Source organism: Actinomadura sp. NPDC047616 (genome assembly GCF_040642915.1).
In the GTDB taxonomy this organism is placed as follows: Bacteria; Actinomycetota; Actinomycetes; order Streptosporangiales; family Streptosporangiaceae; genus Spirillospora; species Spirillospora miaoliensis.
Map to the genome: position 1 here is coordinate 267610 of NZ_JBEYTB010000008.1, position 23031 is coordinate 290640.

Annotated in this window: 21 protein-coding genes; 8 read left to right on the forward strand and 13 right to left on the reverse strand. The window is 74.3% G+C overall.

Going from position 1 to position 23031, the window contains the following annotated elements; genetic code table 11:
- Positions 1-51 precede the first annotated feature (51 nt).
- From dctP to ABZ801_RS21090, 4 genes are all read right to left on the reverse strand, one after another.
- A complete protein-coding gene (gene dctP, locus ABZ801_RS21075) occupies positions 52-1341 on the reverse strand; it encodes a TRAP transporter substrate-binding protein DctP (protein WP_360700092.1) in 1290 nt (429 codons plus the stop codon).
- A 117-nt stretch (positions 1342-1458) separates the two neighbouring features.
- Positions 1459-2247 (reverse strand): SDR family NAD(P)-dependent oxidoreductase, encoded by a 789-nt coding sequence (locus ABZ801_RS21080; protein ID WP_360700095.1) that lies wholly within the window; start codon positions 2245-2247, stop codon positions 1459-1461.
- Between the two features lie 83 nt (positions 2248-2330).
- Positions 2331-3179, reverse strand: coding sequence for an SDR family oxidoreductase (locus tag ABZ801_RS21085; RefSeq protein ID WP_360700098.1), 849 nt, complete (start codon positions 3177-3179; stop codon positions 2331-2333).
- 94 nt (positions 3180-3273) lie between these two features.
- Positions 3274-4731 (reverse strand): aldehyde dehydrogenase, encoded by a 1458-nt coding sequence (locus ABZ801_RS21090; RefSeq protein WP_360700101.1) that lies wholly within the window; start codon positions 4729-4731, stop codon positions 3274-3276.
- Positions 4732-4896: 165 nt separating this feature from the next.
- On the opposite strand from ABZ801_RS21090, the gene ABZ801_RS21095 reads away from it, so the two are divergent.
- Entirely contained in the window at positions 4897-5373 is a 477-nt protein-coding gene (locus ABZ801_RS21095) for a nuclear transport factor 2 family protein (RefSeq protein WP_360700104.1), read from the forward strand.
- A gap of 85 nt (positions 5374-5458) precedes the next feature.
- On the opposite strand, the gene ABZ801_RS21100 is transcribed toward ABZ801_RS21095, so the two are convergent.
- The gene (locus ABZ801_RS21100; RefSeq protein ID WP_360700107.1) at positions 5459-6493 is read right to left on the reverse strand and encodes an LLM class flavin-dependent oxidoreductase; all 1035 of its coding nucleotides are present in this window, start codon (positions 6491-6493) and stop codon (positions 5459-5461) included.
- A gap of 221 nt (positions 6494-6714) precedes the next feature.
- Here ABZ801_RS21100 and ABZ801_RS21105 point away from each other — a divergent pair, with 221 nt between their 5' ends.
- From ABZ801_RS21105 to ABZ801_RS21115, 3 genes are all read left to right on the forward strand, one after another.
- On the forward strand, positions 6715-8355 hold the full coding sequence (locus tag ABZ801_RS21105) for an NAD(P)/FAD-dependent oxidoreductase (RefSeq protein WP_360700110.1): 1641 nt from the start codon (positions 6715-6717) through the stop codon (positions 8353-8355).
- 71 nt (positions 8356-8426) lie between these two features.
- Positions 8427-9677, forward strand: coding sequence for a CoA transferase (locus tag ABZ801_RS21110; RefSeq protein WP_360700113.1), 1251 nt, complete (start codon positions 8427-8429; stop codon positions 9675-9677).
- A 2-nt stretch (positions 9678-9679) separates the two neighbouring features.
- Complete coding sequence (locus ABZ801_RS21115) at positions 9680-10447, forward strand: FCD domain-containing protein (protein WP_344940470.1); 768 nt, start codon at positions 9680-9682, stop codon at positions 10445-10447.
- A gap of 104 nt (positions 10448-10551) precedes the next feature.
- On the opposite strand, the gene ABZ801_RS21120 is transcribed toward ABZ801_RS21115, so the two are convergent.
- From ABZ801_RS21120 to ABZ801_RS21135, 4 genes are read right to left on the reverse strand one after another with little or no spacing between them, the layout of a single operon-like run.
- A complete protein-coding gene (locus ABZ801_RS21120) occupies positions 10552-11355 on the reverse strand; it encodes an amidohydrolase family protein (RefSeq protein WP_344940472.1) in 804 nt (267 codons plus the stop codon).
- Positions 11356-11362: 7 nt separating this feature from the next.
- A complete protein-coding gene (locus ABZ801_RS21125) occupies positions 11363-12112 on the reverse strand; it encodes an SDR family oxidoreductase (protein ID WP_360700117.1) in 750 nt (249 codons plus the stop codon).
- Positions 12112-13257 (reverse strand): acyl-CoA dehydrogenase, encoded by a 1146-nt coding sequence (locus tag ABZ801_RS21130; RefSeq protein ID WP_360700120.1) that lies wholly within the window; start codon positions 13255-13257, stop codon positions 12112-12114. Before ABZ801_RS21130 ends, ABZ801_RS21125 begins: the two co-directional genes overlap by 1 nt.
- A 34-nt stretch (positions 13258-13291) precedes the next feature.
- Positions 13292-14455, reverse strand: coding sequence for an acyl-CoA dehydrogenase family protein (locus tag ABZ801_RS21135; RefSeq protein ID WP_360700123.1), 1164 nt, complete (start codon positions 14453-14455; stop codon positions 13292-13294).
- 102 nt (positions 14456-14557) lie between these two features.
- Between ABZ801_RS21135 and ABZ801_RS21140 the strand changes: the two genes are divergently transcribed.
- The 3 genes from ABZ801_RS21140 to ABZ801_RS21150 all read left to right on the forward strand — a co-directional run bounded on the left by ABZ801_RS21140 (position 14558) and on the right by ABZ801_RS21150 (position 17429).
- Complete coding sequence (locus ABZ801_RS21140; RefSeq protein ID WP_360700126.1) at positions 14558-15757, forward strand: thiolase family protein; 1200 nt, start codon at positions 14558-14560, stop codon at positions 15755-15757.
- A 37-nt stretch (positions 15758-15794) separates the two neighbouring features.
- Positions 15795-16553 (forward strand): SDR family NAD(P)-dependent oxidoreductase, encoded by a 759-nt coding sequence (locus ABZ801_RS21145; RefSeq protein WP_360700129.1) that lies wholly within the window; start codon positions 15795-15797, stop codon positions 16551-16553.
- Between the two features lie 93 nt (positions 16554-16646).
- Positions 16647-17429, forward strand: coding sequence for a crotonase/enoyl-CoA hydratase family protein (locus ABZ801_RS21150; protein ID WP_360700132.1), 783 nt, complete (start codon positions 16647-16649; stop codon positions 17427-17429).
- A 42-nt stretch (positions 17430-17471) separates the two neighbouring features.
- On the opposite strand, the gene ABZ801_RS21155 is transcribed toward ABZ801_RS21150, so the two are convergent.
- Both ABZ801_RS21155 and ABZ801_RS21160 read right to left on the reverse strand, forming a co-directional pair.
- Positions 17472-18200: an FCD domain-containing protein gene (locus ABZ801_RS21155; protein ID WP_360700135.1), complete on the reverse strand. Its 729-nt coding sequence runs from the start codon at positions 18198-18200 to the stop codon at positions 17472-17474.
- A gap of 61 nt (positions 18201-18261) precedes the next feature.
- The gene (locus ABZ801_RS21160; RefSeq protein ID WP_360700138.1) at positions 18262-19500 is read right to left on the reverse strand and encodes a GAF domain-containing SpoIIE family protein phosphatase; all 1239 of its coding nucleotides are present in this window, start codon (positions 19498-19500) and stop codon (positions 18262-18264) included.
- A gap of 98 nt (positions 19501-19598) precedes the next feature.
- Between ABZ801_RS21160 and ABZ801_RS21165 the strand changes: the two genes are divergently transcribed.
- On the forward strand, positions 19599-20117 hold the full coding sequence (locus tag ABZ801_RS21165; protein WP_360700141.1) for a MarR family transcriptional regulator: 519 nt from the start codon (positions 19599-19601) through the stop codon (positions 20115-20117).
- A gap of 99 nt (positions 20118-20216) precedes the next feature.
- Here the strand turns inward: ABZ801_RS21165 and ABZ801_RS21170 are convergent, their stop codons facing one another.
- Positions 20217-22004 (reverse strand): GAF domain-containing SpoIIE family protein phosphatase, encoded by a 1788-nt coding sequence (locus tag ABZ801_RS21170; RefSeq protein WP_360700143.1) that lies wholly within the window; start codon positions 22002-22004, stop codon positions 20217-20219.
- Positions 22001-23029, reverse strand: a complete 1029-nt coding sequence (locus ABZ801_RS21175; RefSeq protein ID WP_360700146.1) for a SpoIIE family protein phosphatase — start codon at positions 23027-23029, stop codon at positions 22001-22003. The genes ABZ801_RS21170 and ABZ801_RS21175 overlap by 4 nt, the downstream gene beginning before the upstream one ends.
- Between the last annotated feature and the right edge of the window lie 2 nt (positions 23030-23031).

The window sequence follows — 23031 nt, forward strand, 5'->3', positions numbered from 1 at the left end:
GGCTCCATGGCGAGGGTGGGATGGGTCGCCGCGGCGGGGCGCGGCGGGCGGTCAGGAGGGGCGGTGCGGCAGGAAGACCTGCTCGTAGACCTTGCCGACGTAGCGGTTCGCGTCCACCTTGCCGGGCTTGTACCACTGGTCGAAGTCGGCGTGGGCGACGTCCTCCCCGGGCCTCGCGGCCCGCGCCTCCTTGAGCCACCTGTCGGCGGCCGCCTGGATGTTCGTGACGAACGCGCCGGGGTCCTTGACCTTGGCCTCGCGCCGCATCGTGTCCAGCATGCGGGAGTTGGCGCCGGTCATGGCCTTGCGGGCGTCGTCGGAGAACGGGCCGACCGAGCCGCCCGCCGCCTTGGCCTGGGAGACGGCCTGCGCGATGTTCGGCCAGATCTTGCCCTCGATGTTGGAGGCCAGGAAGACGTCCAGGCGGTCCCACAGCAGCTGGCGGGCGACCAGCGGCAGCCCGTCCCAGGTGCGCTGGTTGATCGCCATGCCGCCGGGGGCCAGGGCGAACCCGGCGGCGGGGTCGATGGTCACGTTCGGCGCGACCTTGACGAACCCGCCGAGCACGCCGACGGTGAAGCTGGAGACGGTGCAGTCGACCACGCCGCGCTGCAGGCTCTCGAACTGCTCGGTGTAGGGCACCGACGCGGGCGCGGCGCCGAGCGCGGTCAGCTCGGCGTTCTGCGCCTGGCCGCCGGAGGCGGTCTGCACGCCCTTGAGCGAGGCCAGGTCGCGGCGGGGCTTGCGGCAGAACATCACGTTGGCGCCCGAGTCGTAGTACGGCACCATCAGCTTGATGCCCTTCTTCTCGAACTCCTCGGTGATCTCGGGCGTCTTGAAGGCCACCTCGTTGGGCCAGGCGTTGGACTGCAGCGTCCCGGCGACCGGCGTCTGGTCGGACACGAAGCTCGCCTGGATCAGCGCGGCGTTGGCCGGATACTCCGAGGGTTCGTAGATCGGCAGCACCTGGCCGATGTCCAGCCGGCCGTCCACCAGGGCGTCGTCCACCTCGGCGGGCGGGGCGACGCCGTTGGAGTAGGTCACCTCGAAGGTGATCTTGCCGCCGGACCACTCGGTGACGGCCTTGAGGTAGTCCTCGACGTTCTTGCCGGTGACCGAGCCCTTCGGGGACGGGGACTGGGTGGTCAGCTTGATCGGCCGGACGTCGGCGAAGGCCGCCTTGTACTGCTCGATGGTCGCCCCCTGGGGGACGCCCTGACCTCCCCCGCCACCGGCCCCGCGGCCTTGGGTGTCGGCGCAGGCCGACAGTGCGAGGACGCTGCACGCGCCCAGGGCGAAGGCGAGCCCGCGCACGCCCCGGCCACCGCTGAGTGCGACCATGTTCCACTCCGTCGCTCGGGAAAAGATGATGAATATGATTCGCCTGTATTACGCCCAGGTCAAGAGTTCTATGCGCATGAATCGAAGGAAATATGTCCTGGTGGGGACGTCCGCACGCTAGGTGCGCAGGCCGCGCCAGGCGGTGGTGCCGCCGTCCACCGGGAAGATCCCGCCGGTGACGAACGAGGCGTCGTCGGAGGCCAGGAAGCAGACGACCTTGGCCACCTCCGCCGCCCGCCCGAACCGGGGGATCAGGTGCGCGCCCGTCATCTCCCGCAGCCTGACCTCCCGGTCCGGCGCGGCCTCCAGGTGCGCGCGGCTCATCGGCGTCTCGATCGAACCCGGGCAGTAGGCGTTGCAGCGCACCTCGGGCGCCAGCGCGATCGCGGCGGCCCGGGTGAGCTGGATGACCGCGCCCTTGCTGGAGGCGTACGCCGCGGCCGGGTAGCCCGTCATCCCCGCGACGGACGCGGCGTTCACCACCGAGGGGCCGCGCCCCGACGCCCGCAGGTGCGGGGCCGCCGCCTTGGTCGCCGCCCACACGGCCTTGACGTTGATCGCGTACACCCGGTCCCAGGCGTCGTCGGGCAGCGTCTCGAACGTGGCGCCGGGGGCGACCGCGCCGTCCAGCACCCCGGCGTTGTTGACCAGGGTGTCCAGGCCGCCCGCCGCCGCGGCGGCCGTCTCGACCATGCCCGCGACCCGCGCCGCGTCCGCCAGGTCGACGTGGATCGGCAGGCCCCGCGCGCCCGTCTCGCCGACGGCGGCGGCGGTCTCCTCGGCGGCGGCGAGGTCGATGTCGGCCACGGCCACGAACGCGGCGCCCTGCCGGGCGGCCTCCACGGCGATCTCCCGTCCCATGCCGGCGCCCGCGCCGGTCACGAGCACACGCTTGTCCGTGAGCATGTCGGTCTCCGTTCTGCGGTTGGAAATGTGCGCGCCGCGCCGGCGACCGTGCGCCACGCCCCGCGCTCACGGTGAAGGGCTGATCAATCCGGGGCGACAGTGCGGCGTCCGGCTTCGAGCAGGCCGGTCGGCTCCTCGTAGCGGCCGGTGGCGAAGGGCGAGGGGCCTCCGGCGCCGGTCATGCCCGCGTCGACCGGCAGCACGATCCCGGTGACGTGGGACGCCTCGTCACTGGCCAGGTAGAGCGCCCCGGCGGCGACGTCGGCGGGACGCAGCGGCCGGTCCATGTACGCCGTCTCGCCCAGCGCGCGCTCGGCCCCGCCCAGGTCGTCGGCGCCCCCGGCCACCAGTCCGGCGGTCATGGCCGACACGACGGCGCCGGGCACGATGACGTTGCACCGCACCCCGAACCGGCGCAGCTCTGCGGCGACCGAGTTGGACAGCCCGATGATCCCGGCCTTGACCGCGCTGTAGACGTGCGGGCCGACGCCGCCGAGCACCCCGGCGGGGCTGGACGTCGACAGGATCACGCCGCTGCGCCGGGGCTTCATCACCCGCGCGGCGTGCTTCATCCCGCACAGCGCGCCGCGCAGGTTGACGGCGATGGTCAGGTCGGCGTCCGGCATGCGGGTGCGGTCGATCGGGCCGAGGGCGCCCATCACCCCGGCGTTGTTGAACATGACGTCCAGGTGGCCGAAGCGTTCGACGGCGGTGTCGACCAGGGCGGCCACGTCGTCCTCGCGGGAGACGTCGGTGCGCACGAACGCCGCGCCCTCCCCCAGCTCGGCGGCCAGCGCCTCGCCGGGGCCCTCCTGCACGTCGGCGATGACGACGCGGGCGCCCTCGGCGTGGAACAGGCGGGCCGTGCCCTCGCCGATCCCGCTCGCGCCGCCGGTGATGACCGCGACCTTCCCGGCCAGCCGTCCGGACATTGACCCTCCTCGGTCGGTCTGAACGCGCGCAGGGGCGTCACGCGCGGGGGCGCGTCAGACAGGGGTGTGCGAAAAGTGGCCGTGCCAGGCCTCGTCAGGGGGCGACGGCGATGGACTTGGTCTCCAGGTAGGACCGGAACCCCTCCGGGCCCATCTCCCGGCCCACGCCCGATTCCTTGTAGCCGCCGAACGGGGTGCCGAACGCCTGCGCGCGCCCGTTGATGCTGACCATGCCGGTGCGGATCCGCCGGGCGATCGCCAGCGCCCGCTCCTCGTCCGGCGTCCACACCGACCCGGACAGGCCGTAGCGGGAGTCGTTGGCGATGGCCACGGCCTCGTCGTCGCCTTCGTACTCGATGACCGCCAGGACCGGCCCGAAGATCTCCTCCTGCGCGACGCGCATGCCGTTGTCGACGCCGTCCAGCAGGGTGGGCGGGACGAACCAGCCGCGTGCCAGCTCGCCGGGCAGGTCGGCGTGCTCGCCGCCGACGACGACGCGGGCGCCCTCGGCCCGGCCGGTCGCGATGTAGCCGGTGACGCGGTCGCGCTGCCGTTCGCTGATCAGCGGCCCGATGGTGGTGGAGGGGTCGGCGGGGTCGCCGAGGCGCTGCGCGCGCAGCGCCTCGGCCAGCGCCGCGACGATCTCGTCCCGGCGGCGGCGCGGCACCAGCACGCGGGTCTGGGCGATGCACGCCTGGCCGTTGACCAGCAGCGCCATCGGCAGCAACGCCGGAACGACGGCGTCCAGGCCGGCGTCGTCGCAGATGATCGCGGCCGACTTGCCGCCCAGCTCCAGCGTGACGCGGGCGATCCGCCCGGCCGCCACCGCCATGATCTTCTTGCCCGCGGCGCTGCTGCCGGTGAAAGCGATCTTGTCGACCTGCGGATGCGCCACCAGACGCTCCCCGGCGTCCCGGTCGCCGGGCATCACGCTCAGCACCCCCTCCGGCAACCCCGCCGCCGCCAGCGCCTCGGCCAGCGCCCGCACCGTCAACGGCGTCTCCGGCGGCGGCTTGAGCACCACCGAACACCCCGCCGCCAACGCCGGAGCCACCTTCAACGCCGGGGTGCTCAGCGGACCGTTCCACGGCGTGATCGCCGCCACCACCCCCACGGGCTCCTGCGTCACCACACTGGCGTTCACGCCGTCGGTCCGCCGCTCGTCGTAGGGGAACGACTCGGCCAGATCGGCGTAGTAACGCAGATGCCGGATCGGGTTGGGAACATGCGCCCGCTCACTGAACCAGATCGGACACCCCAGCTCGGCCGTGATGCTCGCCGCCAGCTCGGGGGCGCGTTTCTCCAGCAGGTCGGCGGCGGTGCGCAGCACCCGCGCCCGCTCGGCCGGATCGGCGCCCGCCCACACGCCCGCGTCGAACGACGCCCGCGCCGCCGCCACCGCCTCATCGATGTCGGCCGCCGACGCCAACGCCGCCGACCCCGCACACCGGCCCGTCGCCGGATTGCGCACCTCCACCGCACCGCCGTCCCGCGCCGGAACCCACCGGCCCCCGACGAACAGTTCCAGTGGTTGGCTCCGCGACGCCGACATCTGCGCTCCGATCCCGCCCGACCGTCCGAATCTGTGATAATGAACATAAGGTATCGGTCAACGGGAGGTCAAGGACCCGACCCCCCGGACCTGCGCGGACCATGATCAACCGGACGGGCGGCGGTTCGCGTGCGCGGTACGGGCGGCCCGAGCGAAGGAGCGACCATGACGAGCCAGAGCGAGATCGCCGCCCTGCTGCGGCGGGTGCGCCGCCTGGAGGAGACCGAGGCGGCGCGCAACCATCTGCACCGGTACGCCGAGGCGCTCGACGATCCCGTCCCGGAGGCGGTGGCGGCCCTGTTCACCGAGGACGGCGCGCTGCACACGCGGCTGGGCGGCCGGCCGGGGCGGACGATGGCCGGACGCGAGGCCATCGCCGCCTTCTACCGGGAGCGCGGCGCGGCCGACCCGGCGGAGAGGCGGCACTTCATCGTCAGCCCGAGGACCACATGGGTGGAGCCGGGCGTGGTGGAGATCGCCTCGTACTTCCTGTTCACGGCGCGCGCCGACGACGCGTCGGTGATCGGCTGGGGCACCTACCGGGACCGGCTGCGGGTCGACGGCGACGCCGCCCTGTTCACCGGCAAGATCATCGACCTTCATGTGGGGACCGACCTGGCGCAGGGGTGGGCGCGCTCGTGACCGCCCGGCCGGACGCGGCGGCGGCTGCTCACCGGCGTGGCGCCCATCGGCCGCGTCGTGCGTGGCGCCGCCCTGCCCCGCCTGGTCAGCGGAAGGCCGGCAGCACCTCGTCCCTGAACAGCTCCAGGGTCCGCAGCACCTGCTCCTGGGGGAGGTCGTACCACTGGGCGCGCAGGATGACGTGGGTGAACCCGTCGGCCTCCAGCGCCTTGAGCGCGGCGATCGCCCCGGCCGGGTCGGTGAACAGGTAGGAGGCGTCGGCGACCTCCTCGGCCGCGCGGTCGCCGCGCAGGTGCCGGTACGCCTCGCCCTGCTGCGGCGCGTTGTGCTCGGCGTACTTGCGGGTGAGGGCGCCGCGGGCCGCGACGCCGACGGCCCGCGCGCGCTCGCGGTCGTGGTCGAGCACCAGCTCCCGGCGGACGACCAGCTCGGACGGCCCGCGGCCGAGCCGTTCGCGTTCCCCCCGGTAGTGGCCCAGGAGCGTGCGCAGTTTCGCCGGCGTGACGTGGGGCGGGACGATCCAGGCGTCCCCGAGCCGGGCGGCGCGCAGCGCTCCGGTGCGGTGCGGGCCCGCGCCGATCCACACCGGCGGCCCGCCCGGCTGGACCGGCGGCAGGCTGATGTGCTGGTCGTCGACGCGGAAGTGCGCGCCCTGGAACGTGACGCGCTCGCCGGTCCACAGCCGCCGGATCAGCTCGACGGCCTCCTCGTAGCGGCCGAGCCGGTGGTCCATCGGGATGCCGAACGAGGCGAACTCGTTCTCCCGGTAGCCCATGCCGAAGCCGGCGACGGCGCGTCCCCCGGTCAGGTGGTCCAGGGTGGCGAACTCCTCGGCGACCTCGACGGGGTGCCGCAGCGGCAGGATGAACATGTTCGTGCCCAGGCGCATGTCGCCCGCGTCGTCGGCGAGCGCGGCCAGCAGCGGGATCGGCTGCAGGGTCGGCATGCCGCCGAGGTAGTGCTGCAGCACCCAGACCGAGGAGATCCCCGCGTCGCGGGCCGCCCGCACCTGCTCGCGGATCAGCGGGACGCGTCGCGCGGGCACGACGTCCGGGGGAAAGTCGTTCATGACGGCGAGGCCGAACCGCAGCACCTCGGCACCTCCACACGCCCGGATCACCCTGGGCGACATCGTACGGACCAGCTGGACAGGGGACGTCAGGGCGAAGAAACCAGGTTCATCATGCGCCTGGATTTCTTCTCGGGTCAAGCGGCCCGGCCCGCCGGGCGACCTGGCCCGTAGCGCCCGGAGGGCCGTCGCCCCGGCGGCCGCTTGACGGAGTGACCATCCACCAAATACCTTCATTTCATTATCAGAGTTAAGGGTAGGAGCGCCTGGCAGTGAGCACGCCCACCGCATCGAACGAACGTCCCGGGCCGCCGCCCGGGGAGCTGGACGTCCTGGTCGTCGGCGCGGGCTTCGCCGGGCTGTACGCCCTGTACCGGCTGCGCGAGCTCGGCCACCGGGTGCACGCCGTGGAGGCGGCGGGCGACGTCGGCGGCGTCTGGTACTGGAACCGGTACCCGGGGGCGCGCTGCGACATCGAGAGCGTCGACTACTGCTACTCCTTCTCCGACGAGCTGGTCCAGGAGTGGAACTGGACCGAGCGTTACCCGTCCCAGCCGGAGATCCTGCGCTACATCGACCACGTCGCCGACCGGTTCGACCTGCGCCGCGACATCACCTTCCGCACGCGGGTGACGGCGCTGACCTTCGACGAGGCGGTGGGCACCTGGACGGCCGCCACCGAGCACGGCGACCGCGTCACCGCCCGCCACGTCATCATGGCCACCGGCCAGCTGTCGGTCGCCAAGCCGCCCGAGATCGAGGGCGTCGGCGACTTCGCCGGCGACTGCCACCACACCGGGAACTGGCCGCACGACGGCGTCGACTTCACCGGCAGGCGCGTGGGCGTGATCGGCACCGGCTCGTCCGGCGTGCAGGTCATCCCGCAGATCGCCCGGCAGGCCGCGCACCTGACGGTCTTCCAGCGCACCCCGCACTACATCGTCCCGGCCGTCAACCGCCCGCTCGACCCCGAGTACGTCGCCGACCTCAAGTCGCGCTTCGAGGAGTACCGCGAGCAGGCCCGCAACCATCCGGGCGGGACGCACCGCGTGCTGCACGAGGACCTGGCGGTGGAGGCCGCCCCCGAGGAGTTGCGCGCACGGCTGGAGGAGTACTGGCGGCGCGGCGGACCCGACATCCAGGCCGCCTACAGGGACATCACCCGCGACCCGGCGGCCAACGACAGGGCCGCCGAGTTCGTCCGGTCGAAGATCCGCGAGATCGTCCGGGACCCGGAGGTGGCCGAGCGGCTCACCCCGCGCGGCTACCCGTTCGGCAGCAAGCGCCTGGTCCTGGAGATCGGCTACTACGAGACGTTCAACCGCGACGACGTCCGCCTGGTCGACCTGCGCGAGACCCCCATCGAGCGCGTCGAGCCCGAGGGCGTGCGCACCGGCGGCGCGCGGCCGGAGCTGCACCGGCTGGACGTGCTGGTGTTCGCCACCGGGTTCGACGCGCTGACCGGCGCCGTGCTGAAGGTCGACATCCGCGGCCGGGGCGGGCGGTCGCTGCGGGACAAGTGGTCGGCGGGCCCCCGCACGTACCTGGGGCTGGCCACCCACGGGTTCCCCAACCTGTTCTTCATGGCCGGGCCCGGCAGCCCCTCGGTCATCAGCAACGTGCTGGTGTCGATCGAGCAGCACGTCGAGTGGGTCACCGACCACCTGGAGTACCTGCGCAAGAACGGGCTGACCCGCTCCGAGGCCGTCCTGGAGAAGGAGGACGCCTGGGTCGAGCACGTCAACGACGTCGCCGCGCAGACGCTGTACCCGCGCGGCAACTCCTGGTACCTGGGCGCGAACGTGCCGGGCAAGCCGCGCGTGTTCATGCCCTACGTCGGCGGGGTCGGACGGTACCGGCAGATCTGCGCCGACGTGGCCGCACGTGACTACGACGGCTTCGACCTGAGCTGACCCCGAGCCGTCCCACGAACCGATCGCGAGCGGGAGGGTCCCGCACGTGAACACACCTGGAGGTCCGGCGCGTGAGCCCTGCTGACATGCGCGACGACAGTCCGCCCCCCGCCGACGGCCCGCTCGCGGGCGTGCGCGTCATCGAGCTCGGTTCGATGTACGCGGCGCCGACCGCCGGCCGGATGCTGCGCGACTTCGGCGCGGACGTGGTCAAGGTCGAGGACCCGGCGAGCGGCGACTTCGCCCGCCAGTGGCAGCCCGCGCACAACGGCCTGGCGATCGGGTTCTCGAGGCTGAACGCGGGCAAGCGGTCGGTGGGCGTCGACCTGCGGCGGCCCGCCGGGCGCGACATCGTCCGGCGCCTGGCCCGGGACGCCGACGTGCTCATCGAGAACTTCCGGCCCGGCCGGATGGAGGCGTGGGGCCTGGGCTACAAGGAGCTGTCGCAGGACAACCCCGGCCTGGTGCTGACGCGGGTGAGCGGCTTCGGGCAGACCGGCCCGTACCGGGAGCGTCCCGGGTTCGGCACCGTCGCCGAGACCGCCAGCGGGTACGCCTTCCTCAACGGCTGGCCGGACTCTCCCCCGACCGCGCCGCCGTTCGGGTTCGCCGACTCGATCGCCGGGATCGCGGCGGCGTTCGGCACGACCATGGCGCTGTACCGGCGGGAGACGGGCGACGGCGCCGGCGGCGAGGTGGACGTGGCGCTGTACGAGCCGCTGATGTTCATCCTCGGTGACGCGGTGCTGCGCTACACCGCCTCCGGCGAGATCATGCAGCGCTGCGGCAACGCGTCGGGCGCGGCCTCGCCGCGCGGCATCTACCAGGCCGCCGACGGGGCGTGGCTGTCGATCGCGGCGTCCAACCAGAGCATCGCGATGCGGCTGTTCGACGCGATGGACCGGCCCGACCTGCGCACCGACGAACGGTACGCCACCAACGCGGCGCGCATGGCCAACAACGAGGCGCTGCAGAAGATCGTGGCGGACTGGGTGCGGTCGCGGCCGCGCGCCGACGTGCTGGCCGTGCTGGACGAGCACGAGGTGGTGGCGGCGCCGGTCAACGACGCGCGCGACATCACCCGCGACCCGCACTTCGCCGAGCGCACGCTCGTGGAGCTGGCGGGCACCGTGCTCGGCCCGGCCGCCGTGATGCCCGGCCCGGTCCTGCACGTCAAGGACTACGCGGGGCCGGCGTACGAGGGCGTGCCCGGCGTCGGCGAGCACACCGGCGAGGTGCTGGGCGGGGAGCTGGGGATGCCCGCGGACCGGCTGGCCGAGCTGGCCGCGGCGGGCGTGATCAGCGCCCCGGGAGGGTCCTGACGATGACGGCACCGGTGGCGCCCGGCCCGGCGGCCCGGGGCACGCCGCGGCCGAAGAAGACCGCCGAGCTGCTGGCGCAGCGGATCGTCGCCGACATCAACCGGCGCGGCAACACCGTCGGCGACCGGCTGCCGCCCGAGCGGGAGATGCTGGAGCACTACAGCGTCGGCCGCGGCACGCTGCGCGAGTCGCTGCGGTTCCTGGAGCTGCAGGGCGTGATCGCGCTGAAGCCGGGGCCGGGCGGCGGCCCGGTCGTGCAGCGGCCGGACGCGGGGACGCTGGCCACCACGCTGACGCTGCTGCTGCAGTTCGGCAACGCGCCGTTCCGCACGGTCGCCGAGGCGCGCGGCGGGCTGGAGCCGATGATGGCGCGGCTGGCCGCCGAGCGGATGAGCGCCGGGCACCTGGCCGACCTGCGCTCCAGCGTCGAGGTCATGGGCGACCACCTGCACGACCAGGCGGTGTTCCTGGAGCAGAACAAGCGCTTCCACGACGTCATCGCGCACGGCTCGGGCAACGAGCTGTTCGGGCTCGTGGTGGACGCGCTGCTGGGCATCCTGGACGGCTCGGCCATCGGCATCGACTACCCGGAGGTGCGGCGCCGCGCCGTGCACCGGGCGCACCTGCGGATCTACGAGGCGATCGCCGCGCGCGACCCGGCGGCGTCGGCCGAGGCGATGACCCGGCACATCGACGAGTACATCCGCTACGCCGAACGCAAGTTCCCCGAGGTGCTGGCGGCCCCGATCGTGTGGAGCGACGGCCCGTAACGCCCCCTGCCGCACCGGCGCTCGCACACTCCGGCGCTCCGCATGCTCCGGGAGGCCGCGCGGGACCTCCCGGAGCGTCCGGTCCCCGGTTCACCTCGACCGGTTCATCTGGCCCAGGGCGAGTCGATCCCCAGGACGCGGGCCATGGTGCCGCCGAGCACGGACTTGGTCTCGTCGTCGGTCAGGCCGAGCGCCCCGATCGCGGCGATCTCCTCGCCCGGGTCGGTCATCGGCCAGTCCGAGCCGAACACGATCCGTTCCGCGCCGTGCCGCCGCACCAGCCGCCGCACCCGTTCGGGCGGCAGCTCCGCCAGGCTCGGCGGCCAGGACGTCTCCAGCACCACGTCGGCGCCGTCGAGCATCTCCTCGGCCTGGTCCAGGATGCGGTAGCCGCCGAAGTGGCAGGCCACCAGCCGCAGGTCGGGGAACCGCCGCGCGATGTCGGCGATCATCCGGGGGCTGGACAGCGCGTTGGTGCGGGCGTCGCCGCCCTCCCCCACGTGGGCGATGACGGCGACGTCGGAGCCGAACGCCTCGAACAGGTCCCACAGGCGGGGGTCGTCCAGGGCGAAGTTCTGGAACAGCGGGTGCAGCTTGACGGCCCTGACGCCGTGCCGCCGCAGGCTGGCCATGTTCTCCTCGACGGGCAGGTCGACGTGGACGGTGCCGACGCCGATCCGCCGCTCCCCCGCCAGCCCGGCGACGAACGCGTTGACCTTGTCGACGTGCCGGGCCTGGTTGGCGATGCCCAGGCAGCAGCTGACGTCGACGCCGGTGCGGTCCATCGCCGCGGTCAGGCCGCCGACGGTGCCGTCGCCGCGCGCGGTGAGGCCGGGCACGCGGTTGCCGCCGAGCGCGGCCGCGGCGATCCGGTCCGGCCAGACGTGGCTGTGCGCATCAATGATCATGTTTCCCTCACAGCTTGCCGGACTCGCCGCCGTCCACCACGAACGTCGCGCCGGTGGTGAACGACGACAGCGGGGACAGCAGCAGGCACGCCAGCGGCACCAGCTCGACCGGGTCGGCGATGCGCCCGGCGGGGATGCGGGCGACGCGGCGGCGCAGCAGGTCGGGCGACTCCAGCACGGCGCGCTGGGCGTCGGTGCGGAACGCGCCCGGCGCCAGGCAGTTGACCTGGACGTTCTTCGCGGCCCACTCGGCGGCCAGGGCCTCGGTGAACCGCACCACCGCGCCCTTGGACGTCGAGTAGGCGACCAGGTGGGGCTTGCCCCGCACGCCGGTGGTGGAGGCGACGTTGACGATGCGGCCGCCGCCCTGGGCGATCATGTGCCGTCCGGCGGCCCGCGCGAGCAGCATGGGCGCGATGACGTTGACCGCCATCGTCTCCTTCCACACGGCGGGGTCCTGGTCGGCGAACCTGCCGGCCGGGGCGACGCCCGCGTTGTTGAGCAGCGCGTCGATGCGTCCGTGCCGGGCGACCACCTCGTCGGCGAGCCCGGCGACGGCGTCCTCGTCGCGCATGTCGGCCTCCACGGCGGTGATACGACCGCCGCCGCGCCCGGCCAGCTCGTCCAGGGCGTCCTTGGAGCGGGCGGCGCCGACGACATGGGCGCCCTCGGCGGCGAGCCGGAGCGCGATGGCGGCGCCCAGGCCCCGGCTCGCGCCGGTCACCAGGACGACCGCGTCCCGCAGCCGCAGATCCATCAGGAGACTCCCTTCGCCAGGCGGCGCGCGAGCGAGTCGAGCAGCACCTCGGTGGCGCCCTCGTAGACGCGCAGCGGACGCGCGTTGCGGTACAGCCGTTCGATCTTCGAGCCGCGCACCAGCCCGAAGCGGCCCATGACCTGCAGGGACCGGTCCACGACCCGGCCGGCGGCCTCGGTGGCGCCGACCTTGGCGATCGAGGACATGTCCAGGCGGGCCAGCGGGTCGGAGCCGGCCAGCGCCGCCGCCCGGTAGGCGATCGCGCGGGCCGTCTCCACCTCCGTCCACGACAGGGCGACGTTCTGCGCGACGGCGCCGAGGTGGATCAGCGGCCTGCCGAACTGCTCGCGGGTGGTGACGTGCCGCAGCGCCTCGTCCAGGGCGGCCTGCGCCAGCCCGACCGCCGAGCCGGCCACCGACACGCGGAACACCGCGAGGGTCTGCAGCATCAGCGAGAACGCCTTGCGGGGGACGCCGAGCCGGTTCTCCTCGGGCACCACGACCCCGTCGAAGTCCAGCTCGCCGAGGATGTGCGGGGCGATGAGGTCGCTGCCCCGGGTGACGGTCAGCCCGGGCGCGTCGGCGGGGACGAGCACCATCGAGTACCCGTCGTCGCCCTCGCGGCCGAGCACGCAGTAGAAGTCGGCCGCGCCGCCGTTGGTGATGAACGACTTGCGGCCGTGCACCCGCACGCCGCCCGCGACGCGGTCGACGGTGGTGGTGACGGCGCGAAGGTCGGACCCGACGTCCGGTTCGGTGAGCGCCAGCCCGGCGATCGCCTCCAGCGCGGCCACCCGGGGCAGCCACGCGCGGCGCAGCTCGTCGGTCCCGCCGACGGCCAGCGAGTAGCTGCCGATGCCCTGCATGGCGAACAGCGAGTCCAGGTGCGCCGAGGAGTACATCAGCGCCTCGCGCACGACGGTGATCGTCAGCGGGTCGAGCGTCTCGCTCTCCCCGCCGTGGGCCGCGGGCACCACGTGCCGGGCCAGGCCGGAGGCGCGCAGGGCGTCCAGGACCCCGGCGTGCACCTCGGTGCTCTCGTCGGCCTCGGCGGCGAACGCGTCCACCCGCGCCGCGACCTCCCGCGCCGCCTCCCGCACCTTGCGGTGACGCGGGCTCAGCTCGAACAACTGCCCTTCTTCCACGATGCTCCTCGGGGTCGGTGTCGGGGGCGGACGGTCAGCGGCGCTGGTCGAACCTGCGGCCGAGCAGCTCGGAGGCGATGCGGATGCGCTGCATGGTGGGGGTGCCGCCCGCGATGGCCCAGCCGTGCGCGTCGCGGTGCAGGCGCTCGATCCCGTACTCCTCGGTGTAGCCGTTGCCGCCGTGCAGCTGCATGGCCAGGTCGGTGACGCGCTTGGCCATCTCGTTGGCGGCGCACTTGGCCAGCGAGGTGTGCAGCGGGTCGGGCAGTCCGGTGCCCGCGCCGGCGGCGGCGCGTTCGACCAGCAGCCGGGCCGACTCGACCTGCAGCAGCATGTCGGCCAGCGTGAGCTGCACGGACTGGAACTCCACCAGCGGCTTGCCGAACTGCTCGCGCCGGCGCACGTACTCGCGGGTGCGGTCGAGCGCGGCCTGCCCGATCGCCAGGCTCATGGTGGAGTTGCCGAGCCGTTCGATGGAGAAGACCCCGAACAGCCTGCCGAAGCCGCCGGCGGGCACGACGACGTTCTCCTCGGGCACGCGGACGCCGTCGAGGATCACGTCGGCGGACGGGATGCCGCGGAAGCCCATGAGCCTCTCGGGCGGGCCGAAGCTCAGGCCGGGCATGCCCTTCTCCACGACGACGGCGCCGATGCCCTTGGATCCGGGGGCGTCGCCCATCCGGCAGTACAGCAGGTACCGGTCGGCCTCGCCGCCGTTGGAGATCCAGCGCTTGACGCCGTTGACGACGTAGCCGCCGGGAACGGGTTCGGCGCGGGTGCGCATGTCGGTGGCGGCCGACCCGGCGTCCGGTTCGGAGATCGCGACGGCCATGGTGCTCTCGCCCCGGATGATCGGCGGCAGCCAGCGCGCCCGCTGCTCCTCGGTGCCCAGATGGTTGATCACCTGGGCGGGCCCGGTGTTGGCCTCGAAGATCTGGAACGCCGCGGGCCGGGACACCTTGGCGAACTCCTCGATCACGGCCAGCGCCTGCGGCAGCGGGGCGCCCGCGCCGCCGAACCGCTCGGGCAGCGCGATGCCGAGGAAGCCCAGCTCGCCCAGGCGGCGCCGCTCGGTCTCCGGCACGGGGGCGCGGGCGGCGTCGCGCTCGGCGGCCGACGGGCCGAACACCTCGGCCGCCACCCGGGCCGCCAGCGCGCGGATCTCGTCGATCTCGGGATGCTCGGCAACGGCAGTCATGGAACCCGCCTTCTCCCTAGTAATGATGAACCTGGTTTATGGGCGAGCGGCGGTCACCGGCGCTCGTGGACATACTGATGCATATCATGATAATCAATTGCCATGCAGCAGGGACACCCGCCGGCCGAGGCCGTCATCGTCGACGCGGTCCGGACGGCCAGCGCGCGGGGCCGTCCGGGCGGCGCGCTCGCCGACGTCCACCCGGTCGACCTCCTGGCCCGGACGTTCACGGCGCTTCTCGCCCGGCACGACCTCGCCCCCGGACTCGTCGACGACGTGCTGGTGGGATGCGTGTCGCAGGTCGGCGAGCAGTCGGCCACGCCGGGCCGGATGGCCTGGCTGGCGGCCGGGCTGCCGCCGCACGTGCCCGCCGCCACCATCGACCGCAAGTGCGGGTCCAGCCAGCAGGCCCTGCACTTCGCCGCGCAGGCCGTCATGTCCGGATGCCAGGACGTCGTCGTCGTGGCGGGCGTGGAATCCATGAGCAGGGTTCCGATGGGCTCGGCCCGCGCGGGCGCCGACCCGTACGGCACCGCGGTCGGCGAACGGTACGCCCCCGGACTGGTGCCGCAGGGCGTCGCCGCCGAGCTGGTCGCCGCCCGCTGGAAGCTGGGACGCGACGACCTGGACGCCTACGCCGTCCGCTCGCACCGCCTGGCCGCCGCCGCGCGCGACTCCGGCGCGTTCGACCGCGAGATCGTGCCGGTCGGCACCCCGGCGGGCGCGTTCGCCCGCGACGAGACGATCCGCCCCGACAGCACCGTGGAACGCCTGGCCGCGCTGCGGCCCGCGTTCGCGCGCGACGACGTCGCGGCCCGCTTCCCCGAGATCGGCTGGCACGTCACCGCCGGGAACTCGTCGCAGATCACCGACGGGGCCGCCGCCCTGCTGGTGATGAGCGCCGGCCGCTGCGCGGAGCTGGGGCTGACGCCGCGCGCCCGCGTCCACGCGATGGCGGTGTGCGGGGACGACCCGCTGCTGATGCTCACCGCGCCCATCCCGGCGACGCGCCGGGTCCTGGAACGCTCCGGGCTGACGCTCGCCGACATGGACCACATCGAGATCAACGAGGCGTTCGCGTCCGTCCCGCTGGCCTGGCTCGCCGAGTTCCCGGACGCCGACCCGGCCCGGGTCAACCCGCGCGGCGGCGCCATCGCCCTCGGCCACCCGCTCGGCGCGTCCGGCGCCCGCCTGACCGCCACGATGCTGCACGCCCTGGAGGACGGCGGCGGCCGCTACGGGCTGCAGCTGATGTGCGAGGCGGGCGGCATGGCCAACGCCACCGTCATCGAACGCCTCTGACCCCCGCCTTCGACCACCGCGAAACGGAGACACCCGCGTGGACGTCAACGGAACATCGGTCATCGTCACCGGCGGCGCCTCGGGCCTGGGCGCGGCCACCGCGGCGCGGCTCGCCGAGCGCGGCGCCCACGTGGTCGTCCTGGACCTGCCCGAGTCGGACGGCGAGGCCGTGGCCGGGCGGCTCGGCGGCACGTTCGCCCCCGCCGACGTCACCGATCCCGGCGGCGTGCAGGACGCGCTCGACGCCGCCGAGGCCGCCGCCCCGCTGCGCGCCCTGGTCCACTGCGCGGGACGCGGCGGGCCGGTGCGGCTCGTCGGCCGCGACGGCAGCCCCGGCTCGCTGGAGACCTACGAGCGGATCGTGCGGATCAACCTGATCGGGACGTTCAACGTGCTGCGGCTGGCGGCGGCGCGGATGGCCCGCAACGAGCCCGTCGGCGGCGAACGCGGCGTGTGCGTGCTGACCGCGTCGGTCGCCGCGTGGGAGGGGCAGATCGGCCAGATCCCGTACGCGTCGGCGAAGGCGGGCGTGGTCGGCATGACGCTGGTGGCCGCGCGCGACCTGGCGTCGCGGCTGATCCGGGTCACCACGATCGCGCCCGGGCTGTTCGACACCCCGATCCTGGCCCGCCTGCCCGAGGACGTGCGCGAGTCCCTCGGCAGGAGCGTCCCCCACCCCAACCGGCTCGGCGTCCCCGACGAGTACGCCTCGCTGGCCCTGCAGATCATCGAGAACAGGATGCTGAACGGCGAGACCATCCGCCTGGACGGCGCGCTGCGCATGGCCCCGCGCTGACGCGACCGCAGCGACGCGAGGATCGCGTCGGCGCGGCATTCGGGGGGTGAAGGGGGTCGTCCCTCCTCAATGGTTCGAGGAGACGAGGAGAGCATGAACGAGACCGCCGGCGCGGAGCCGGAACTGCTGGTCGAGGAGCGCGGCCCGGTGCTGGTGCTCACCATGAACCGGCCCGCCGCCCGCAACGCCGTGACGCGGAACATGGCGCACCGGATCGCCGAGGCGCTGGACCTGCTGGACTCCCGCGCCGACCTGGCCGTCGGTGTGATCACCGGGGCGGGCGGGACGTTCTGCGCGGGCATGGACCTCAAGGGGTTCGCGCGCGGCGAGCGTCCCGTCGTGGAGGGACGCGGCCTGGCCGGGCTGGTGCGGCGGCCGCCGCGCACGCCGCTGATCGCGGCCGTGGAGGGTTACGCGCTGGCCGGGGGCTTCGAGATCGCCCTGGCCTGCGACCTGATCGTGGCGTCGCGCGCGGCCACGTTCGGGCTGCCGGAGGTGAGACGGGGCCTGACGGCGGCCGCCGGGGGCCTGCTGCGGCTGCAGCGGCGCGTGCCGTACCACCTGGCGATGGAGCTGGCCCTGACGGGACGGATGTGGCCCGCCACCGACGCCGCCGAGGTGCGCCTGGTCGGCCGGCTCACCGATCCCGGCAGGGCCCTCGCCGGGGCGCTGGAGCTGGCCGAGGAGGTCGCCGCGAACGCGCCGCTGGCGCTGGCGGCGTCCAAGCGGGTGCTGGTGGAGTCGGCGGACTGGACGCTGGACGAGCAGTTCGACCGGCAGGAGGAGATCGTCGGCCCGGTCCGCGAGTCGGCCGACGCCAAGGAGGGCGCGCGGGCGTTCGTGGAGAAGCGCGCCCCGCGCTGGACCGGAGCCTGAGGGGCGGCTCCCCGAGGCGCGGAGCCGGGGCCCGGCGCGCCGTCAGCGCCAGCCGACGACCTCGTTCATCAGCGCGGGCTGCTTGCGCCGCACGTAGGTGGCGTACTCCTGCATGTGGTCGCGCATCAGCCTCTCGGCCGCGTCGGCGTCAGAGTCGGCGATCGCCTGCGCGATGGCGGCGTGCGCCTCGCGGACCTTGGCGCGGCGGGCCTTGGGGAAGAACATCCCGCTGACCCGGTCGTGGAAGATGTGCCCGAGCGAGGCGCTGTAGAGGTTGAGCATGCCGTTGCCCGACATGGACGCCACCAGGCGGTGGAAGTCGCCGCTGTGGCTGAGGTAGCCCGCGTCGTCGTCCAGCGGCGTGCCCTGCGCGATGCGCTCCAGCAGCTCGACCTTGTCGGGCTCGCGGCGCTCGGCGGCCAGCCGCGCCATGACGGGCTCCATCACCAGCCGGGCCTCCATCAGCTCCCGGAAGGTCATCCGCGCCGCCTGGAAGTACAGCGACGCCATCTGGCCGAAGGCGGCCGCGCTGACCTCGGCGACGATCGGCCCGCCGCGCGGCCCCGGCTTGATCGAGATGAGGCCGTGCACCTCCAGGATGCGCAGCGCCTCGCGCAGCGACCCGCGCCCGACCCCGTACTCCTCGATCATCTGGGCCTCGGACGGCAGCGGCGTGCCCGGTGCCAGTCCCTCCGCGCCGATCTTCCGCACGATGTCCTGCGCGATCGCCTCGCCGACCTTCACCCCCCGTTTGATATGCGGCTGCGCCACCTTGTCCTCCCGTAATCAATGACAACCATCATTATGGTCCATAGGAAGGGCCACGGCACCGTCAGTGGCCGGCGGGGCGCGCGGCGGTCTGGCCGCTCTTGCCGGTCCAGTCGAGGCAGACGACCACGGCGTCGTCGGCGAGCTCGGTGTTCTCGTGGTAGTGCAGCAGCTCGCGGATGAGGGTGCGGACCGCCTCCGGCGGCCCCTGCAGGCGCGTCTGCCGCAACGCGCGCGGCAGCGCGCTGGCGCCGTAGACCTCCCCGCCGGGCGACTGGGCCTGGTGGACGCCGTCGCTGACGAGGACGAGCCGGTCCCCCGGCTGCAGCCAGAACTCCTGCTCGACGTACCGGGTGTCGCCGAACATGCCGAGCGGGAGCTGCGCGTCCAGCGTGACCGGCTCGACGGTGGTGCCGCGCAGCCGGTACACCAGCGGGGACCCGGCGTCCACGGCGGTGACGCGCCCGGTGCCCAGCTCGAACCGCAGCAGCAGGGTGGCGGCGGTGCGGGCGCCCCGGTGGTGGGCGTGCAGGATCTCGTCGGCGAGCACGGCCTGGTCGACCAGGCCCGCCCCGGAGCGGCGCGCGTTGCGCAGCGCGCTGACGGTCAGCTGGGTCAGCAGCGCGGCCTCGATGCCGCGGCCCGTGCCGTTGGTGACGGTCACGGTGAGGTGCTCGGCGTCCAGCGACCAGTCGAAGTTGTCGCCCCACACCGCGTAGGCGGGCTCCAGCTGCCCGGCGAGGCTGAACTCGTCGCTCTCGCACGACCGCCCCGGCAGCAGGTCCCACTGGATCTCGGCGGCCAGGGTCATGCGGACGCGGCGCCGGGCCCGCCGGTAGACGTCGGTATGGCCGTCGGCGACCTTCAGCGCGCGGGCGACCATGGTGGCCACGGCCTCCAGCGCGGGATGGTCCTCGGGCCGGGACGGACCGGGCAGGTGGACGCTCAGCACGCCGATCCGTTCACCGTGCACGGTCAGCGGCAGGTGCAGCCGGCACGCCGCGCCGTCGTCCACCGGTTCCACGATCGTCTGCTGGGTGGCGAAGGCGCGGCCCTCGAAGGTGGCGTCCAGCGGCACCGGCTCGGCGTCGCCGCCGGCGTCCGGCCCGATGTCCGGCCCGGTGTCGGGGCCGGTGTCCCCGCCGACGGGCACCAGGTGCGCCATGCGGTAGTCCACCAGCAGCGTCACGGCGTGGTCGGCGCCGAAATGGGTGGTGAGAATCTTGGCGGCGGCCGCGGGTACGCCGTGCGGACGGGCCTTCCAGATCGCCTGCTCGACGGCGGTGAACGGGTCCTCGGTCATGGTCGCCTCACCTGGACGGGCGGCAGGTCGCCGGTGACCCGGGCGGGCGGAGTCGCAGCGCGTGCCGGAGATCGGACGGATGTGTAACAGTTGGGGGCATGACAGTGCCGCACAGTGATCCCGCGCAACCGGTCGAACCCGACCGGCTGCACCGGCTCGCCGCGGCGATGGACGAGGCGGTGGGCACCCTCGCGGCGGTGTGGGGCGGGACCTCGGAGGCGTCCGTGCCGGTGCCCGCCACGCAGCTGCGGGTGCTGTTCATCGTGGAACGGCACGGCAGCATCAACCTCAGCGGCCTGGCCGCCGAGCTGGGCGCGCTGCCGTCGTCGGCCAGCCGGCTGTGCGACCGGCTGGAGGCGGCGGGGCTGCTGGTGCGCGTGCCCGGGCGGGACCGCCGGGTGATCAGCCTGCGGCTCAGCCGGGACGGCACGCTGCTGCTGGACCGGCTGCGCGAACGGCGCCGCGCCGACCTGGCCGGCGTGCTGGCCAGGATGTCCCCCTCGGCGCGCACCGCGCTGCTGACGGGCCTGCTGCAGTTCCACACCGCGGCCACCGAAGGCAAGGCCACCGAGGGGAAGGCCCCCGACGAGCCCGCCGACGTCTCCCGCCCGGCCTGACCCCGCCGGTGCCCCGGGCACGGCGACGGGCACGGCGACGGGCGCGGCGAGACGGGCCGACGCGGATCGGCGGGACGAGGGAATGGGGGCCTCCGGATGTCAGGGCACGGTGCGTGCCCGGTCGCGCGCGTCCGAGGCCGAGGCACGGGACCGCACGAGCGTCCTCATGGCGGGGCCGTCGCCGTCCGTCGCGACCGGCCGCGCCCGGCACAGCAGCAGGCAGGTGTCGTCCTCGCGGGCACTGTCGATCAGCATACGGTCCAGCAGGACGTCGGCGACCCGGTCCAGGCCGCCGCCGACGTCGGCGGCGGCGAACGCCTCGGCCAGCCGGTCCGTGGTGGCCTCGAACGAGGCGGTGCGGCGCTCGACCAGGCCGTCGGTGTAGAGCAGCAGGGTGGCGCCGGGCGGCAGCTCGACCTCCCGGTCGGTGAGCGGGCCGTCGTGCAGCGGCATGCCCAGCAGCACGTCGCCGCCGTACAGCACCCGCACCGTGCCGTCCGGGGCGCGCAGCAGCGGCGGCGGATGCCCGGCGTTGGCCCAGCGCAGCCGGCCGTTCCCGGCGTACTGCAGCAGCACGGCGGTGGCCAGGTCGTCGGGCTGCAGGTGGGTCAGCAGCCGGTGCATGCGGGCCAGCACCTCGCCGGGGCCCGCCGAGTCCAGGGCGTAGGCGCGCAGCGCGGTGCGCAGCTGGCCCATGAGGGTGGCCGCGCGCAGCCCGTGCCCGGTGACGTCGCCGATCGCGGCGATCACCTGCCCGTCGGGACGCTGGAACGCGTCGTACCAGTCCCCGCCCACGTTCAGCCCGGCCTCGGCGGGCAGGTAGCGGGCGGTGAACTCCAGCGGCGCGGCGGGCGGCAGGTCGGTGAGCATGGCGCGCTGCAGGCTCTCGGCGACGCCGCGTTCGTGCTCGTAGCGGATGGCGTTGTCCAGCGCCGCCGCGCCCAGCCGGGTCAGCTCCCGGAACACGGCGATGTCGTCGGCGGTGAACGGGTGGCCGGCGGGCGTGTAGGCGACCACGCCGAGCGCGCGCCCGCCGGAGATGAGCGGGACGGCCAGCAGCTCGGCCGGGCCCGGCCGCACCTCCACCCCCGGCATCAGGGACGACGGGGACGGCGTGACGTGCCGCGTGCGGCCGCTGTCGTGCGCGGCGACCACGGCCTCGGGCGGCGCGGCCCCGGGGGCGTCCTCGTCCAGCGCTCCCGACGGGGTCAGCGCCCGCTGGTCGCGGGAGATCCACACCTCCATGGCGGCGGCGTGCCGCGGCACCACCAGGCTGTGCAGCTGCTTGATGACCTGCTCGTGGTCCAGCCAGGCCGACAGGGTGGCGCCGGCGTGGGCCAGGAACGCCAGCCGGGACCGGGCCGACTCCGCCGCCGCGCGGGCCTCCCGTTCGGCGTCCAGCAGGCGGGCCTGCTCGGCGTTGGCGGCGCGCAGCCGTTCGGCGGCCTGGGCCAGCTCGGCGTGCAGCGCCAGCACGCCCTGGTCGGTGCGTTCCAGCTCCTGCTGGTGCCAGGCCAGCCGTTCGTGCTGGGCGGCGAGCAGCTCCAGCAGCCCGTCCCGGTCACCGGCGTCGCCGTGGGAGTCGGCGGACGGGTCGGGGACGGCGATCGTGGCGACGGTCTCCGGCGCCCCGTCCGGCCCGCCGGGGACGACCTCGGCGGTCAGCTCCCCGCCGTCCCCGTCCCCGGCCGCCGCGAGGGTCAGCGTGAGGCGCGCGGGCTGCGACGCGGCGGCGCGCTCGCGCAGCGTCCTCGCCACCGCCAGGGTGAAGCGGGCGCGTTCCTCGGCGTCGACGCCGTGCCGGGCGGTGGCCGCCGCCACCGCCGAGCAGACGTCGTTCAGGTCGTCCGGGCCGCCGATCGCCCGGCTGAGGATCTGCCGTGTCATGCCGTGCCTCTCGCGGGGGACCTGGAAGCGACCACGACGGTGGCGTCGTCGGTGCCGCGCCACGCGTCACGCCAGATCAGCGCGGCCGCGATGGCCGGATGACGCCGCTCGACTCCGGGGTAGCGGCCGAGGTCCCAGCCGCCGACGCCGTCCGTGCTCATCACCAGCATGCCGGGATCGTCCCAGGAGACGGGGCCACGCTCGTAGGGACGGGGACGTTTCCCCATACCGAGGATTCCGGGACGCGACACCAGCACGTCGACGCGCGGCCCCCGGTGCAGCCGTGCGGTCAGGTTGCCGACGCCGCCGAACCGCATGCCGCCCGACCGCGTGTCGAGCTGCGCGACGGCGCCGGCCGCGCCGCGGGTGCCGCGCAGGGCGGCGTCCAGCTCGTCCAGCATCCCCTGCGGTTCGGCGTCCGGGCGGCGCCGGACGGTCTCCAGCGCGACGTGCCGCGCGTCGGCCGCCTTCACGCCGTGCCCGAGCCCGTCCACCACCGCGAGCGTGAGCAGGTCCCCGGACCGGACCGCGCCCCACCCGTCGCCGATGGCGGTCTCCGCCGGATGCGGGGTGACCACTCCCCCGACGCGGACCGCCGGTTCCGCCGGTTCCGCCGCGTCCGCCCGGCCGATCTGGACGAGCACGGCGGTGCCCTGCCCCGGCAGGCTGTACAGGTCGAACACGGCGGCGATGCGCCGGCAGGCGCCCAGGCCCGCGCCCAGCGAGTCGCCGGTGGTGGAGTAGCCGTCGACCATCGACGCGCCCACGTCCCCGATGCCCGGGCCCTTGTCGACCGCGACGAGCTGCACCATGCCCGGCTCGGGCCCGAACGCGTTGATCAGCAGCCGGCCCGCGTCGGCGTACCGGGTGAGGTTCGTCGCCAGCTCCACGGCCGCCAGCTCGCAGGCGGCCACGTCCCGCGCGGCCAGCCCTGCCGTGAGGCCCGCCAGCCGCGCCGCCGTCTCGGCTCCGTGGATCCGGCTCGGATCATCGACCTCCAGGTTCCACCCCGCAGTCACGATCATCC